Source organism: Buttiauxella sp., assembly GCF_035271705.1.
GTDB lineage: Bacteria > Pseudomonadota > Gammaproteobacteria > Enterobacterales > Enterobacteriaceae > Buttiauxella.
This window is the reverse complement of record NZ_DATERI010000079.1, coordinates 45,174-61,209: the sequence shown is the minus strand read 5'-3', so window position 1 is coordinate 61,209 and position 16,036 is coordinate 45,174. Positions and strand designations below refer to the sequence as shown.

The window sequence follows — 16,036 nt, the reverse complement described above, 5'->3', positions numbered from 1 at the left end:
AACCGCATTGCGGGGCGTTAGCTCAGTTGGTAGAGCAGTTGACTTTTAATCAATTGGTCGCAGGTTCGAATCCTGCACGCCCCACCACTCTTTGAGTGAAAGTATTTTTGATATAAGCAGTAACCGCACCGCGGGGCGTTAGCTCAGTTGGTAGAGCAGTTGACTTTTAATCAATTGGTCGCAGGTTCGAATCCTGCACGCCCCACCAATAATGTAGAAAGGCGCCCTAAAGGCGCCTTTTTGCTATCTGTAGTTTGTGCACGCAGTTGTTTGGCACGGAGTGAACCTGATGCTGACTGCGGGCCCCACCAAATTTATACTCAGGCACAACCTTAGTTGTATCTGACGCTAAATTCCTCACGACAATCCAGCCATAATTCGTTATCTTGTTTAGCATATAAAACAATCTTAGCCGTTTCTGGTCGTGATTAGCCAGAATAGGGCTGATTTAGTTAAGTCAGGAAAACGAGAAAGCACTATGAGCGTAATGTTTGATCCAGAAACAGCAATTTACCCATTCCCACCTAAACCACTGCCTTTGAGCGCGGATGAAAAGCAATTCTACCGCGAGAAAATCAAACGTCTGCTGAAAGAGCGGAACGCTGTGATGGTGGCTCACTACTATACCGACCCTGAAATCCAGGCTCTGGCTGAAGAGACGGGGGGCTGCATCTCTGATTCCCTGGAGATGGCTCGCTTTGGGGCAAATCATCCCGCAACCACACTGTTGGTGGCAGGGGTTCGCTTCATGGGTGAAACCGCAAAAATCCTGAGCCCGGAAAAAACCATTCTGATGCCCACTCTGAACGCAGAATGTTCTTTAGATCTCGGTTGCCCAATCGAAGAATTTAACGCCTTCTGCGATCAACATCCTGATCGTACAGTGGTGGTCTATGCTAATACTTCCGCAGCGGTAAAAGCGCGTGCCGATTGGGTCGTGACATCAAGTATTGCGGTTGAATTAATTGAACATCTCGACAGTCTTGGCGAGAAGATCATTTGGGCACCTGATAAACATCTTGGAAGTTATGTACAAAAGCAAACTGGCGCAGACGTGTTGTGCTGGAAGGGCGCATGTATTGTGCATGACGAGTTTAAAACTCAGGCATTAACGCGCATGAAAGCGCTCTATCCGGATGCCGCAATTCTGGTACACCCTGAATCGCCGCAAGCGGTGGTGGATTTGGCAGATGCTGTCGGTTCTACCAGCCAGCTTATTGCAGCCGCTCAGGCATTACCAAATAAGCAGCTTATCGTGGCGACCGACCGCGGTATTTTCTACAAAATGCAGCAGGCGTGTCCGGATAAAGAGTTGTTTGAAGCTCCTACCGCAGGCGAGGGGGCGACCTGTCGTACCTGTGCCCATTGTCCGTGGATGGCGATGAACGGCCTTAAAGCCATCGCTGAGGGACTGGAACACGGTGGTGCGGAACATGAGATTCATGTTGATGCTGCGTTGCGTGAGGGCGCGCTGGTGCCTTTAAATCGAATGCTCGACTTTGCTGCCCAATTACGCCGCAATATTAAAGGTAACGCGTAAGGATTTTATCCCCGTTTTTGGGGAATACCTTCAGGAGGCGAATATGGATTTTTTAAGCACGCAGAACATTTTGGTCCACATTCCCATCGGGACTGGCGGGTATGATTTATCGTGGATTGAAGCGATTGGTACCCTGGCAGGTTTGCTATGTATCTGGTTGGCGAGTTTAGAAAAAATCAGCAATTACGCATTCGGTTTAATTAACGTCACGCTGTTTGCGATTATTTTCTTCCAAATCCAACTCTACGCGAGCCTATTGCTGCAGCTGTTTTTCTTTGCGGCCAATATTTACGGTTGGTATGCATGGTCAAGGCAGACGAGCGATAATCAGGCTGCTCTCTCTATTCGCTGGTTACCCTTGCCCAAAGCATTCGCCTGGGTTGCCGTCTGTGTGGGGGCAATTGGGTTGATGACGGTGTTTATTGATCCGGTCTTTGCTTTCCTGACCCGAACGGCCGTTTCCGTGATGCAAGCACTTGGCCTGAATGTGACGATGCCGGAACTTCAGCCCGATGCGTTCCCGTTCTGGGACTCCTGCATGATGGTGCTGTCGATTGTGGCGATGATTCTGATGACTCGCAAATACGTCGAAAACTGGCTGCTGTGGGTGATTATTAACATTATCAGCGTGGTTATCTTTGCCTTGCAGGGTGTCTACGCAATGTCACTCGAATATCTGATCTTGACGTTTATTGCGCTTAACGGTAGCCGCATGTGGATCAACAGTGCGCGAGAACGCGGCTCACGCGCCTTGTCTTAAATTAGTGGTGGTGATGATGGGCATGGCTGTGATGGTCATGCTCATTTAAATCACAGTCCTGACCGTGGCAAATCTGATACTCCATTTGTACCGTCGCATGTTCAATCTGATATTCATCTTTTAGAAAATGGTGGATGCGTTCCAGCAGAGCGTCGTGATCGTGCGGTGGAACCACCTGAACATGCAGTGTCATTAGCGGTTTCTCACCAACCAGCCAGATATGCACGTGGTGAACGTTGCGGACCTCAGGAATTGTTCTGACTAACTTGCGTTGCAGTAAGGGAATATCAATGGCGTTGGGCGCGCCCTCAAGCAGTTCATTAACGCTCTCTTTGAGTAAATTCCACGCGCTGCGCAGTACCAGGCATGAAACCAGAATTGAGAGAATAGGGTCAATTGGCGTCCAGTTGGTCCATAAAATAATCATCGCTGCGGCGATGGCACCGACCGAACCTAATAAATCCCCCAACACATGCAGAGCCGCAGCACGCACGTTGATATTTTTCTCTTCATTTCCGCGATGCAAAATCCAGAACGAAAAAAGATTCGCCAGTAACCCTGCAAAAGCAATGATCAGCATCGTCCAACCGGCGATGGGCTGTGGGTGATAAAAACGCACTATCGCTTCCCAAACGATCAAAATCGTAATCACCACCAGGGCAATCGCATTGACAAATGCGGCAAGCGTGGTCAGCCTCATCCAGCCGAAGGTATGACGGGCATTCGGTGGACGACGGGCAAATTGCACTGCCATTAACGCGACCAGCAACGCTGCCGCATCAGTTAGCATATGTCCCGCATCAGCAAGCAAGGCAAGCGACCCCGACATCACACCACCGATGACTTCAGCCACCATAAATAGCGCTGTGATGGTAAACGCCCAAAACAGACGTTTGGAGTTAGAATTACCTGAGGAATGTTGATGTGTGTGCGCCATGGATTCTCTGTATCTGATAAGCAATAATGCGCTAATTATAACCACTAAAGTTGATTAACTTATTGAATAAAACTCATAAAAAAGGAGAGCCTAAGCTCCCCTGGGTTTTTACCGGGCCGATTTTACTGTGAAGTTCCGTCCACTTTCTTGTTCACATCATCGCCGCTACCGGTTTCAACCTTTTGGTTAGTATCTGGGCATTTACCGTCTTTACACATCGAGTTTTTATGAATTTCATCTTTGGTCATGCTCTCGCTGGTCAACCCGCTATTAATGGTTGAGTCATTTGGATGGAGCATGGTGCCGCCGTTGTTGATATTGCTGTTATCAAGGCCTTTGGGCGCGATGTTTTGATTCGCGTCAGGGGCGACCTGGCCTGCTTCAGCGCTGGCATTAGCCTGGCCATTATTCATACCACTTGTTGTATCGGCAGCCAACGCTGCACCGCTGGCAAGGGTAAGGGTTGCTGTCAGGAAAAGAGTGGTTAATTTAGTCATCATGATGCTCCTGTTATGGTCGTTATTGCTGGATAACTTCTTCCAACAGTGCACGGGTTTGATCCTGATTAAATTATTTATATCGGTGATACCTACCAACCTTGAGAATCTAATCAGAATACAATTTTGCTAAATTGCTACTTTTTGGTGTTAACAATTAAAAATTGTAGTGGGAAACCGAGTTTTTACCATTTATTGACCGCTTTTAGGCCATTTCCAGGAATATTCCGCCTGAAGTGTAAAAGCCCGTTTACACTTCAGGCTTGAAGCGATAGATTGAAGGGATTGCAACTAAGCTAAATCTAAAGGCCATTCCCGGAAATCTCATGAATTATCAGAACGACGACTTACGTATCAAAGAAATTAACGAACTTTTGCCTCCAGTAGCGCTGTTCGAAAAATTCCCTGCCACTGAAAAAGCAGCCGCAACGGTATCTGGCGCTCGCAAAGCGATTCATAAAATTCTGAAAGGAAATGATGATCGCCTGCTGGTTGTCATCGGCCCTTGCTCAATTCACGACATTAAATCGGCAAAAGAGTATGGCGCCCGCTTACTGACACTGCGTGAAGAACTGCAAGGCGAGCTGGAAATCGTGATGCGTGTTTACTTCGAAAAGCCACGCACTACAGTAGGCTGGAAAGGCCTCATCAACGATCCGCAAATGGATAACAGCTTCCAAATCAACGATGGCCTGCGTATTGCTCGTAAGTTGTTGGTCGATATCAATGACTCCGGTCTGCCTGCTGCGGGTGAGTTCTTAGATATGATTACCCCGCAGTATCTGGCGGACTTGATGAGCTGGGGTGCCATTGGTGCACGTACTACAGAATCTCAGGTTCACCGTGAACTGGCATCAGGCTTGTCATGTCCAGTTGGCTTCAAAAATGGCACAGATGGCACAATGAAAGTGGCGATTGACGCCATCAACGCCGCTGGCGCACCACACAGCTTCCTGTCGGTGACGAAATGGGGTCATTCTGCCATTGTGACGACCAGCGGGAATGGCGACTGCCATATCATACTGCGTGGCGGTAAAGAGCCAAACTACAGTGCGGCACACGTCGCTCAGGTTAAAGCGGATTTGGTGAAGGCTGGCTTGCCTGCACAGGTGATGATTGATTTCAGCCATGCCAACAGCAGCAAGCAGTTTAAGAAACAAATGGAAGTTGGTGCCGATGTTTGCCAGCAAATCGCTGGTGGCGATAAAGCCATTACTGGTGTGATGATCGAAAGTCATCTTGTTGAAGGCAATCAGAACCTGGAAAGCGGCGAACCGTTGGTTTACGGCAAGAGCGTGACCGATGCATGTATCGGCTGGGAAGATACTGAAATTGTGTTGCGCCAGCTAGCGGATGCCGTGAAAACTCGTCGCGGCTAAGCATCATTGATAAACAGGCGCTGCCAGTGATTTTCTGGCAGCACCTGACAATCTAATGACACCTTTCTATTCATACGTTAGCGAAAACGTCCCGGTCGCTTTAAACTCCCCAGCCGAAACCGCAACACCACTCTCTCCAGTCGCCACTAATTGCGCCTGATACTCAAAGGTTCTCGAGCCTGGCATTGTGCCTGGAGTATCGACATACTGGGAATTACTGTTATTTGCCAGAAGTTGGCTCTCATTCGGCGCCGTAATATAAACACCTACACCTCTCGCTTTAAGCGATGCAGATGAATTATTACCCAACAAACCATTGTAAGCGGAGTGTGTGGTCAGTTTTGTGGTAAACCGCGTGACGTTGGAACACTGCGAGGCGGTGAGTGTGAAAGGGACTATCTCTGTTTTGTGATTTGTTATATCTGCTACATCATAATCCTTCAAATTTACATTGCCAGATCCTACTGAAGAAATTAGAGAGGTACATGTCGGTACCACAATCGGGACATCCATACTAACCATAGTAATATCTGCTGCGTGGTGTTGTTCTCCACCTACCCGCAAATAACCGATATAACCAGTTTGTTTGAGTTTAATGCTTGAAATTCCTGTGGGAACCCCATTATAGGATGGCATCTGGTAAAGAATAATAGAAATGCGCCATTTTGAATCATCAAGTTGATCAAAACTCCCACCAGCCCAACTTAATTCTCTGGAATCAGCCGATATAGCCCCCCCAGGATGCGACCCTCCGGTTGTTTCTGCCTGCAAAGAATAAACAATACCCGGTATATTGGTTTCGAATAGACCTTTATTAGAGTATGAACCTACCGTGGCAAAATTACTGGAACGTTTTGTATAGATGTCATTTCCATCATTTCCTCGACCACAGCGTGAATAAATATTCTGATCATAATCCCAACGATATAACTCTACTGTGCTGGCGACTTTGGCGCGAAAACTAATAGGCGTTGTGTTGCTTACGCTAATCATAGGGTCCAACGAACCCTCAAGTTCACAGTCTTTTGCTATACTTATGTTTGAATAAAAAATCAAAATTATCACGCTCAGAATTATAGGTGTGGTTACTGAACATTTTAAGTAATTAATCATAGACTACGCTCACTAAAACATTTGAGGTCACTCTTCCTGCTGACGCTGGACCTGTGTTTTGATAACGTGCATAAAATGTATAATTCGTTAAATATTGTGAAGAGGTCTTATCTTCCACGTTATAGATTACGTCTGATGAACCATCTGGGTTTAAAACATTTTTATTAGTAGTATCAGAAAAGATTACTACGCCAACATTATTTGCCCCGCCACTGGCTTCATTAATAAATACTTGCCTTGATTCGGGAGGGAAGGTGCCTGACTGTGGCCTAAATTTAAAATGCAGGCGATTGGCATTACCTTTACTCCAGTCTTCACAATCATCGACCTTGATATTAAAAGGCGTTCCACCTGCGGTATCGGTCGGCATCAGTGGTGATGGAGGGTTACCGCGAGCGTTAAAATAACCTGTACTTACAATAGGCATATTGATGTTTCCATTATTATCAACCGATATATAACAGGTGTTGTTAATGATATTAGCTGTTAGATTAACATCCATATCAGCATTGCAGAGTGAAGAAAATAGCCCTGACAATAAAAAGCTTAATAAGTATGCAGCCCTTGATCTGCAATGCTGAGAAAAAAGCATATTGAAGTCCTATCGATACGTGATAACGAATGTCACTGGGGCCTGAAATGTTCCAGCCGTGATATCGCTTGCTGTTTGTCCATTAGCAACGACCATTCTTGCACTCATACTGACATCTTTAGTTCCACCTGAAATCGAAATATCTTGCGCGGTGGTTCGAGTATTACAGCTAAATTCTGTGCCAGAATCCGGTTGTCCATTCCAGATTTCCACTGCGGCACCTGTAGATGTACCTCCCGCATTCGGATAGGAAGTGCCATTTGCGTTAGCCCCTGAGCAACTTCCAGCAATCTGTGTAGTGACCAGTGCTCCATGTACACCAGAGCATTCGCTGAAGGATAATTGGAAATTCTCCTGACGGGTTTTACGTTCCAAATCAGATTTAAATACATCACCAAAACTAATAGTCGATGTAGTGGCTCCGGTATTGTCTTTAATCCGGGCGTTACACGTACCCGCTTCTATAGTGGACGTCAGTGTCGCGGTCAGGCTCGGTGTACCTTCAATGGCAAAAACAGCCAGGGACATCGGAAGCATTAATAGTGCTAAGCTCAGAAGCAGTGACTTATTTGATTGTTTGTTCATTATTATTCTCTTATCCTTGAGTTATTAATCATAAGTAAAGTTAAATGTTGCTACTGCGCTGAAATCACCGGGAGTCGTTTTATCGCCGCCATATGTTGGTACTAATTGTGCAACCAAATCGACTTTCTTTTTATTTTTAATCTCGTCATTGGTCCACACTATCCGATGTGGATCGTCTGTTGCATTGATGGTAAATGCGTCACCTCCACTGCTACGGGAAAGGGTAACCCCAACATATGTAGATGCCCCTGTTCCTGTTAAACCATTTGTTATTGCTTTATCATTATAATTGGATTGCGTTCCGCTAACGGTTGTTTTCAGTGTGCTAATACTGGATGGGCAGGTGATAATATCCAGAGAAAAAGGAGCGCTTACACTAGCATCTTCAGAAATAATTTTATCCAATGAAGTTTTCCCCCCACTTCCACCAATGGGGATGGTATTGTTTTTTCCATCACCAGTACCTCCCGTTATCCGCATATCACAGGTAGTCTCACGAATTGTTGCAGTGAAATTAACGTCTATATTCTGTGCGTATAATGATGATGTGCTGACGCAAGATAATATGAATATCAGTATGAATTTTTTGTCTATTTCTCTCATAATAAAATCCTGATTTATTCTCCAGTAATGGTTTCATTGTTATGCCCGTTATCCTTTAGGTGAAAGGTGTATTGGCTACGCTCATTCATCTGTTGACTAAACTCATTGGGACTCGTTATCTTTCTGTTTCCCAGCAACGTTAAACTCATTGGGTATAATTTTACATTCCTGGTTTTTTAAAAATATTGATTTGCCAATTGTTTGCGGTTGTGGCGGGATCAGGTAATTAACCTGGCATTGTTCATCTGAAGCACGCCCCCATCTCACGTTTAATACTCCTGTTTGATCTATACCCCGTACCCAAGCACGTCCAGCTTGTCCGACACTTCCTACCAGGTTATTTTTACTGTCATACACATCAGCGCCAAGAGGGATGAACCCTTTATCAGAACGTATTAATTCCAGTAAAACTGAACGCCCCTCATCGGTTGCAAAGTTCACAAGTACAACTGCACCATCACGTGGAATGGTTGTGGTACTGGTATTTTCCATTTCAATATCATTTTCAAGTGTATCAATATTCAAACCAACGCTGTTTTCCTGATAAGGCGAAAGCCATGGCATAACGGCATAACCATTGGCATCAATTTTCCCTTCACCGCTATTCATTTTCGCTCCCGCTGCACCTTTAGCATTAACCAGTGCAACCGTGCTGTTGACACCCAAATTACCAGGAGTCAGTGTTATGCCGCCGCTATGCAGGATCATGCCACCGCTATTACCTAAAGAATATTGTTGGCCATTATCGCCATTCACCGATGCGGAGCCGCTAAACGGACCCCATGGACTATTGTAGGTACCATAACCCCCAATTTGCTGAAGGTTTCCTGAGTCGGACTGTGACAGCGAAGCATTCACACTATAACTGAAACGATTATCTGCAGTATTGCCACCAACCGAGATATCTGTCTGGTTATTCCCCTTGAAATCTGTACTTGCCGACGTGTTAAGCGTGTTGAAACCACCCTGCAGAGTATCGTGTCCTAAAAGCCTGTTCAAAGGGATGCTTAAGCTAATATAAGCTCTATCGTCTTCTTCTCCCCATTCGTTATAGGCTCGTTGTAATGAAATGTTGTAACTGACCCAACTAAATGAGTTGCTGTAGCCTAACGAATATTGTGATGTTGTTTTGTTGCTGCCCCAATAATCTTGCCAGCTGCCTGTCAGATAGACGGAACCATAATCACTATCCCCGTTTCGTAACGGCTGGTTAATATTTATCTGGATCTCATTTTTTTCGCGCTCAAAATCTTGCTTAGAATGTTCAGTGTCTCCATCCTCGGATTCACTCATATCATTTCTCAGCAACGCAGCATCCTGGAGACTAAAGTAGTTTTCGGTTGAGAAGCGGTAAGCCGCGACGTTCAGTGAAGTGTCGGTAATTTCAAGTAATTTGCTATATGTCAGGCGAAAACTTTGCCCTTCTAGCGCACCTTCATCATCAAATTCAGCATGTGAATGAGTAACATCAAAAGCAAATGCCCCGGCAGAGGTATTTACCGCGATACCGAGTAAAGCCGCGTAATAATCAGTATCTGTATATTCAAACCCTGAATACCCCGTGAAAATATTATTCAGGCCGTAATATCCCGTAGCGGTAACAACACGCGTTTTTTCACTCCCGGTATCCTCATTGAGTTCACCAATGCCGAGATCCCAGCGAGCATCGCCGGGGCGTAACAATTGCGCAACTGATGAAAATGGCACTGAAAAGTAACTTTTACTTCCATCGGACTCTTCAACCGTGACTTCTAAATCGGTGCCGTATCCTGTCGGGTTTAAGTCCGTAATGGCGAATGGTCCAGGGGGAACGGTATTTTCATAAATAACATTCTCATTCTGACGAATGGTCACCTTCGCGTTACTGTTCGCCACACCGCGTACTATTGGGGCATAACCGTTAGTCGAGCCAGGTTTCATTCGATCGTCGCTGTATAAACGAACGCCACGCAGGCTTATCGAATCAAACGTATCACCGTTGGTGTAAGTGTCCCCGATGACAAACTGCGACTTTAGTGACGGAATATCACGCTGCAAGAAAAGGTCCTGATGATCGTAGTCTCCACTTTCATCATCCGACCAGTGCGCAGAACCACGGGAGCGAAACCGCCAGGCACCCAGGTTGATACCATAGTTCAGGCCCGCATACAGACTTTGAGACGAATCACCATTATTAGTTGAACTGTAGGCGTTGAGATCCCAGGAAAACATGGCCGCATTAATACCGCTATCCCACAGGCTAGGATCGACATAATCGCGTGGCAGTTTGGATAGATAAATTTGTGGCAATGTAATATTCAGACGCTGATCGGTACTGTCAAAACTGAGCTGTGCACCCGGATAAAGTGTATTCAAGTCATAACAGATTGATTCATCATCCAGATTGGTCGCAATGCTGTTGCTCTCACTATCCTCAAGTTTCAACTGCTTCAATAACTTGTACGTTATACAAGGTGACGCTATTTCAGTACCGGTATCCTTAAAAAGGAGGTTGCCGCTAAATTCTGCTCGATCGTTAATGTAGACAGTAACACTGTAAACTCCGGGTAAAACGGGGTTGCCTTTAGTAAAACGATCGACATCTATTTTCCCGCCGCTGCCCGTATGGAACAAAAATTGATCGTTAAACGTCACGACTTCAGGCGCCGGAGCCACCTTTTTTTCTTCTGCGCTGACATATATCGGCAGCAGCACGCAGCTAAGCAGAAGTAACTGGGAACGGTTTGCAGGCACTTTCACGGTGATGAAATTCCATTTCAGAATAAAAGATGCGAAGTTGTGGCGTTTTAAAGCTGAATTTCGTTCTTTATCGATCCGCCAAAATCATTAATAACGTCATATTCAATCTTTGCGCCCGTAGGCATCGAGCTTAAGCCTTGCACCTTAAAGGACTGATTTTCACCGGGTTTTAGCATTGCTGTTTCAATAGCGTATTTACTCTTCCCATTCAGAAGGGAAGCACTGCTAAAGGAAACATGGAACAGCGAAGGATTATTGACCTCAACATAAACGTTTTTGCCGTCCGCTTTTGCTTTCCAGGTAAGCGTTTTCGCCGCATCGGCAGGATTGCCTTTTAAACCTTCAGGGCGATAAAACAGCTTGATGCGTGTGCGAAAAGCCAATTGAAGGAGATTTTGATCGGCAGCGTTATTGGCTTTTGGCGGTATCTCCAGGACGTTAAACCAAAATATGCTCTCTTTATTTTGCGGGAGCGCATTACCTAAATAGGTGACCTTGATGGTCTGGCCTTTAGACGGTTCAATACGTGAAACGGGCGGTGTGACTAAAAATGGGATGTTTAGCTCTTGTGGATTAACATTCTCACGGCCATCGTCAAGCCATGACTGAACTAATAAGGGTTTTTCTCCACGGTTTTCAAGTTTTATGGTGACGTTTTGTTGTTCTGAAGGATAAATTACACGTGTACCTGAAATAACGATGTCGGCATGACTCATTGAGGACATCAGCAAGCCACTGAGTAAACCTAAAATAGGCATGAATGTTTTTTTAGTAAGCATACTTTTACTCATCAGGTTCTCGAGGTTGTTTTAGGCGAAAATGGCGAATGCAGAGACGCCATTTTTAGACAACTCATGGAAATACAGCATGCCGTTTTCGACATGCTGCTAACAATTAATACTATGAAAAATTACTCGTAAGCTAGAGTAAAGGTTGCATTGGTATTAACTTTACCTGCAATAATAGGATTGCTGGTGGCATTCATATCCGCACTTGGAACATATTTTGCTTTATATGCAAATACACCACCGTTGGTTTCACTCAGATCTAATTCCTGGGAAGCATCTGCAGGATCGCCAATTTTCACTTGGTTGGTTGAACCATTACCGTTATTAAACAGGGCGATGTTAACGTTTTCGGCTGCACCAGAAACCGTTGCATCTGGTTTCAAAGTACCGGTAGAAAGTTCAGCAAACTGTTGAGAAGTAAATGAAATTTTTGCCGCAGTCAGCGTTTCTTCACATTCTGATAACTTCAGTTCAAACTCTTTGCTTGCAGCGGTGCCATCTAATACTGCTGCTTTTGTTACAATGGGCATAGAAATAGTCACGTTGTGAGCATCCAAACCGTTATTAGTGGTGACTTTACAGGTTGTATCTGTCACTGCGCCGTCAAACGTCACTAAGCCCAGATCGGTTGCTGCTTGGGTAGAAAAAGCACTCATTGCCAGCAATACAACAGAAATATTAAATTTCATTTTAAGCATCCCTCTAAAATTATTTTTCATTGAATCATAGCCCTGGCTATATACCTCGAGGCTCATGCCTCTGATAAATATATTAAAGCCAAAGAAATTATAATGGATATGTGATGTTATTAAACTTAATCACTCATTAAGATAATTAAAGTGGTTCCTACAGTTATCTTAATTATGATATTTGCGGCATCAATGATTAGAAATAAAGTTATATAAAATATAAGGTCATGGCGCTCAAGCGTGAATGCAATAAACTCTCCGTTTTTCAGGATCTGCCATGACAGTCACAATTGAAGTTTATTACTGGTACTGCTAACAGACTGAACCCATTCGTAAACATGGGACGGGAAAAGCAGGGTTTTATTACCACGGATGACTGGGGAAGCTATGCACGTGAAGTCCCGTCAGAAATCCACCTGGTGGGAAAGATATTTACGCAGCGAATAGAGATTTACACATACCCATTAAGCGTCTGGCACGTAGCATAATATGCTATTCACGTTTAGTGAAATTTGATGAGAAGGTTATTGGCACTTATATCAAAAGGCATCATGACAACGTGTCTGCGTCATCACCAAATATAAGGCAGGAATCAGATGAACTAATTCCTGCCTTATTGTGTATGTATTGCTTCTATTTTGCAGCTACGGGTACTGTAACAGAGTTTATTACTTCGCTTTACCCTGGTTTGCTACCGCTGCGGCTTTTGCTGCGATTTCATCAGCATTGCCCAGATAGTAGCGCTTCAGCGGTTTGAAGTTCTCGTCAAACTCATACACCAACGGTACGCCAGTTGGGATATTCAGCTCAAGAATTTCGTCTTCGCCCAGGTTATCAAGGAATTTAACCAGTGCACGCAGGGAGTTACCGTGAGCCGCAACAATGACGCGCTCGCCGCTTTTCATGCGTGGCAGAATGGTTTCGTTCCAGTAAGGGATAACGCGATCAATAGTCAGCGCCAGGCTTTCAGTGACCGGCAGCTCTTTATCGGTCAGGCTTGCATAACGCGGGTCATGGCCCGGGAAACGTTCGTCATCACGAGTCAGTTCTGGAGGGGTTATTGCAAAGCCACGACGCCATTGTTTAACTTGCTCATCACCGTATTTTTCTGCGGTTTCAGCTTTGTTCAGACCCTGCAATGCACCGTAGTGACGCTCATTCAGTTTCCAGGATTTTTCAACCGGCAGCCAGGCCTGGTCCAGTTCATCGAGGATGTTCCACAGGGTATGAATGGCACGTTTCAGCACAGAAGTGTAAGCAAAGTCGAAGGAGTAGCCTTCGTCTTTCAGCAATTTACCTGCAGCTTTCGCTTCAGTTTCACCTTTCTCAGACAGATCAACGTCATACCAACCAGTGAAGCGGTTTTCGTTGTTCCACTGGCTTTCACCGTGACGAACCAGAACCAGCTTAGTAACAGCCATAGTTTACTCCTTAATAAGCCTGCGATTAATGATAACGATTATCATTATATTGCCGTAAAGGGACGAGCGGCAATGGTAATCGTTTAACATAGCGAAAAAGAGTGTTTAGTGTAAGGTGGATGTGAACGGTTGTTATATTTTTGTCGCTAAATGGCGGGAAATCCAGCGATTCGAATAAGAATCGCCCTCCCTGGAGGAGGGCGAGAAACTTAAAGCGGAATGAACTCGTATTCTGTAATGCTTAGATATTCATCATTAGGCTGTAACCAGCAATCGGGTTGTGGCCATTCTGGATGATTCGGGCTGTCAGGCAGGAACTCACTTTCCAGCGCCAGGCCTTGATAAGCGCTGTAAGTGCCTTGCTCCCGAGCCGGTGTCCCTTCCAGATAATTACCGCTGTAAAACTGTAATGCTGGGGCAGTCGTGTAGACCGTCATTTGCAGTTGATTATCGCTCGACCAGAGGTGTGCTGCGGGTTGGCTGGCATCGCCCTGCGCTTGTAACAAGAACGCATGGTCATAGCCTTTTACCAGCACCTGGTCGTTGTCACTCAGGAAATCATCGGCAATGGTTTTCACCGTGCGGAAATCAAAGCTGGTGCCTTCTACATCTTTAAGCCCGGCCTGCGGAATGCCGCTGCTGTCGACAGGCAAATAGCTATCAGCCAGAATTTGCAGGCGATGTTGACGGATATCGTTCTGCTGGCCATCAAGGTTGAAGTAGGCGTGATTGGTCAGATTCACCGGGCACACTTTGCTGGTTTTGGCGCGAAACTCAACGGTGATGCAGTTATCTTCGGTGAGTGCATAGCGTGCTGTTGCGCGCAACTCGCCAGGAAAACCTTGGTCACCGTCCTGGGAATCCAGGGTGTACAGCACTTCGTGTTCGTTTTGACGCACGATACGCCAGCGACGTTTGTCGAAGCCGTCAGGCCCGCCATGTAACTGATGAGCCCCTTGGTTTGCTGTCACACTAACGGTTACGCCATCACGGCTAAACTCGCTGTTGGCAATCCTGTTGGCATAGCGCCCAACCGTGGCCCCAAGATAAGCCGATTGATTCAGATAATCTTCTGGCGTTTCGCAGCCGAGCAACGTTTCGCGCACGCTTCCATCTTTCATCGGCACACGGCACGACAGCAGGGTAGCGCCCCAGTCCATGACTGAGACAACCAAGCCTGCGTTGTTGCGCAGGGTGGAGATGCGGAAGGGCTGCCCGTCAGGTGCGAGCTGTGGCGTTTCTTTTAGCATTGGCCTGCGCCCTCCGAAGCTTTGCAGACATAGAAAGTCTCTTTGATGCCAGTTTTGGCTTCGTACTGTTTTGCGACCGCTTGTTGCACAGCAGGAACCATATCTTCAGGGATAAGCGCCACGATACAACCACCGAAGCCACCGCCGGTCATGCGCACGCCACCTTTATCGCCGATTGTCGCTTTCACGATTTCAACTAATGTATCGATTTGCGGTACGGTGATTTCGAAGTCGTCACGCATTGAGGCGTGAGATTCAGCCATCAATACACCCATACGTTGTAAATCGCCTTTTGCCAACGCATCGGCGGCTTCAACGGTGCGGATATTTTCAGTCAGTACGTGGCGTACACGCTTAGCGACAATGGGATCAAGTTCATGTGCCACAACGTTGAATCTGGACAGCTCCACGTCACGCAACGCTTTCTGAGTAAAGAAGCGCGCACCCGTTTCGCATTGCTGGCGGCGGGTGTTGTATTCGCTGCCCACCAGAGTGCGTTTGAAGTTACTGTTGATGATGACAACGGCCACGCCTTTTGGCATTGAAACCGCTTTGGTGCCGAGCGTGCGGCAATCGATCAGCAACGCATGATCTTTTTTGCCCAGCGCAGAAATCAGCTGATCCATGATGCCGCAGTTACAGCCAACAAACTGGTTTTCTGCTTCCTGGCCATTTAACGCAATTTGTGAGCCATCGAGTGACAAGTGGTACAGCTTCTGGAACACCGTACCTACGGCCACTTCAAGTGAAGCCGATGAGCTTAGTCCCGCGCCTTGTGGCACGTTACCGCTGATCACTAAATCGGCACCGCCAACGTTTTTATCACGCTTTTGTAGATGTTTAACCACGCCGCGCACATAGTTTGACCACTGTTGCGTGTCGTGGCTCAGAATCGGTTTATCCAGAGAGAACTCATCGGTTTGATTGTCATAATCCGCGGCAATCACTCGCACCATCCGATCATCACGCTTAGCACAACTGATAACCGTCTGGTAGTCGATTGCACAAGGCAGCACAAAACCGTCGTTGTAATCGGTGTGCTCGCCAATCAGGTTAACGCGGCCCGGAGCCTGAATCGCATGGGTCGCCGGATAACCAAATTGTTCGGCGAAGATGTGTTGGGTATTATCTTTCAGACTCATT

The 16,036-nt window shown here is 46.1% G+C and carries 15 protein-coding genes, 2 tRNA genes and 1 pseudogene; 6 read left to right on the top strand and 12 right to left on the bottom strand.

The features are described from left to right. Positions 1-11: 11 nt before the first annotated feature. From VJY99_RS07220 to pnuC, 4 genes are all read left to right on the top strand, one after another. Positions 12-87: transfer RNA gene (locus tag VJY99_RS07220), tRNA-Lys, on the top strand. Positions 88-132: 45 nt separating this feature from the next. Next, positions 133-208: transfer RNA gene (locus VJY99_RS07215), tRNA-Lys, on the top strand. Between the two features lie 270 nt (positions 209-478). Continuing rightward, the gene (gene nadA, locus VJY99_RS07210; protein ID WP_324117376.1) at positions 479-1,540 is read left to right on the top strand and encodes a quinolinate synthase NadA; all 1,062 of its coding nucleotides are present in this window, start codon (positions 479-481) and stop codon (positions 1,538-1,540) included. Positions 1,541-1,583: 43 nt separating this feature from the next. Beyond that, entirely contained in the window at positions 1,584-2,300 is a 717-nt protein-coding gene (gene pnuC / locus VJY99_RS07205; protein ID WP_324117375.1) for a nicotinamide riboside transporter PnuC, read from the top strand. A gap of 1 nt (position 2,301) precedes the next feature. On the opposite strand, the gene zitB is transcribed toward pnuC, so the two are convergent. Further along, complete coding sequence (gene zitB / locus VJY99_RS07200) at positions 2,302-3,237, bottom strand: CDF family zinc transporter ZitB (RefSeq protein ID WP_324117374.1); 936 nt, start codon at positions 3,235-3,237, stop codon at positions 2,302-2,304. A 122-nt stretch (positions 3,238-3,359) separates the two neighbouring features. After that, positions 3,360-3,740 carry a YbgS-like family protein gene (locus VJY99_RS07195; protein WP_324117380.1) on the bottom strand — a complete coding sequence of 127 codons (381 nt, stop codon included), beginning with the start codon at positions 3,738-3,740 and terminating at the stop codon, positions 3,360-3,362. A gap of 320 nt (positions 3,741-4,060) precedes the next feature. Here VJY99_RS07195 and aroG point away from each other — a divergent pair, with 320 nt between their 5' ends. Further along, positions 4,061-5,113, top strand: coding sequence for a 3-deoxy-7-phosphoheptulonate synthase AroG (aroG, locus tag VJY99_RS07190; RefSeq protein ID WP_324117373.1), 1,053 nt, complete (start codon positions 4,061-4,063; stop codon positions 5,111-5,113). A 66-nt stretch (positions 5,114-5,179) separates the two neighbouring features. Here aroG and VJY99_RS07185 read toward each other — a convergent pair whose 3' ends face one another. The 7 genes from VJY99_RS07185 to VJY99_RS07155 all read right to left on the bottom strand — a co-directional run bounded on the left by VJY99_RS07185 (position 5,180) and on the right by VJY99_RS07155 (position 12,252). Then, positions 5,180-6,226 carry a fimbrial protein gene (locus VJY99_RS07185; RefSeq protein WP_324117372.1) on the bottom strand — a complete coding sequence of 349 codons (1,047 nt, stop codon included), beginning with the start codon at positions 6,224-6,226 and terminating at the stop codon, positions 5,180-5,182. Further along, on the bottom strand, positions 6,219-6,818 hold the full coding sequence (locus VJY99_RS07180; RefSeq protein ID WP_324117371.1) for a fimbrial-like protein: 600 nt from the start codon (positions 6,816-6,818) through the stop codon (positions 6,219-6,221). The genes VJY99_RS07185 and VJY99_RS07180 overlap by 8 nt, the downstream gene beginning before the upstream one ends. A gap of 9 nt (positions 6,819-6,827) precedes the next feature. Continuing rightward, positions 6,828-7,403, bottom strand: a complete 576-nt coding sequence (locus VJY99_RS07175) for a fimbrial protein (RefSeq protein ID WP_324117370.1) — start codon at positions 7,401-7,403, stop codon at positions 6,828-6,830. Between the two features lie 24 nt (positions 7,404-7,427). After that, positions 7,428-8,006 (bottom strand): fimbrial protein, encoded by a 579-nt coding sequence (locus tag VJY99_RS07170; protein ID WP_324117369.1) that lies wholly within the window; start codon positions 8,004-8,006, stop codon positions 7,428-7,430. Positions 8,007-8,108: 102 nt separating this feature from the next. Continuing rightward, positions 8,109-10,739 carry an outer membrane usher protein gene (locus VJY99_RS07165; protein WP_414641576.1) on the bottom strand — a complete coding sequence of 877 codons (2,631 nt, stop codon included), beginning with the start codon at positions 10,737-10,739 and terminating at the stop codon, positions 8,109-8,111. Positions 10,740-10,792: 53 nt separating this feature from the next. Further along, positions 10,793-11,536: a fimbrial chaperone gene (locus VJY99_RS07160; protein ID WP_324117367.1), complete on the bottom strand. Its 744-nt coding sequence runs from the start codon at positions 11,534-11,536 to the stop codon at positions 10,793-10,795. Positions 11,537-11,655: 119 nt separating this feature from the next. After that, the gene (locus VJY99_RS07155; protein WP_324117366.1) at positions 11,656-12,252 is read right to left on the bottom strand and encodes a fimbrial protein; all 597 of its coding nucleotides are present in this window, start codon (positions 12,250-12,252) and stop codon (positions 11,656-11,658) included. A 326-nt stretch (positions 12,253-12,578) separates the two neighbouring features. On the opposite strand from VJY99_RS07155, the pseudogene VJY99_RS07150 reads away from it, so the two are divergent. After that, positions 12,579-12,772: pseudogene (locus VJY99_RS07150) on the top strand (IS1 family transposase); the annotation flags it as partial. A gap of 118 nt (positions 12,773-12,890) precedes the next feature. Here the strand turns inward: VJY99_RS07150 and gpmA are convergent. The 3 genes from gpmA to galK form a co-directional block, all read right to left on the bottom strand. Further along, on the bottom strand, positions 12,891-13,643 hold the full coding sequence (gene gpmA / locus VJY99_RS07145) for a 2,3-diphosphoglycerate-dependent phosphoglycerate mutase (RefSeq protein ID WP_324117365.1): 753 nt from the start codon (positions 13,641-13,643) through the stop codon (positions 12,891-12,893). Between the two features lie 209 nt (positions 13,644-13,852). Continuing rightward, entirely contained in the window at positions 13,853-14,893 is a 1,041-nt protein-coding gene (galM, locus tag VJY99_RS07140) for a galactose-1-epimerase (RefSeq protein ID WP_324117364.1), read from the bottom strand. Next, the gene (galK, locus tag VJY99_RS07135; protein WP_324117363.1) at positions 14,887-16,035 is read right to left on the bottom strand and encodes a galactokinase; all 1,149 of its coding nucleotides are present in this window, start codon (positions 16,033-16,035) and stop codon (positions 14,887-14,889) included. The genes galM and galK overlap by 7 nt, the downstream gene beginning before the upstream one ends. Position 16,036 lies beyond the last annotated feature (1 nt).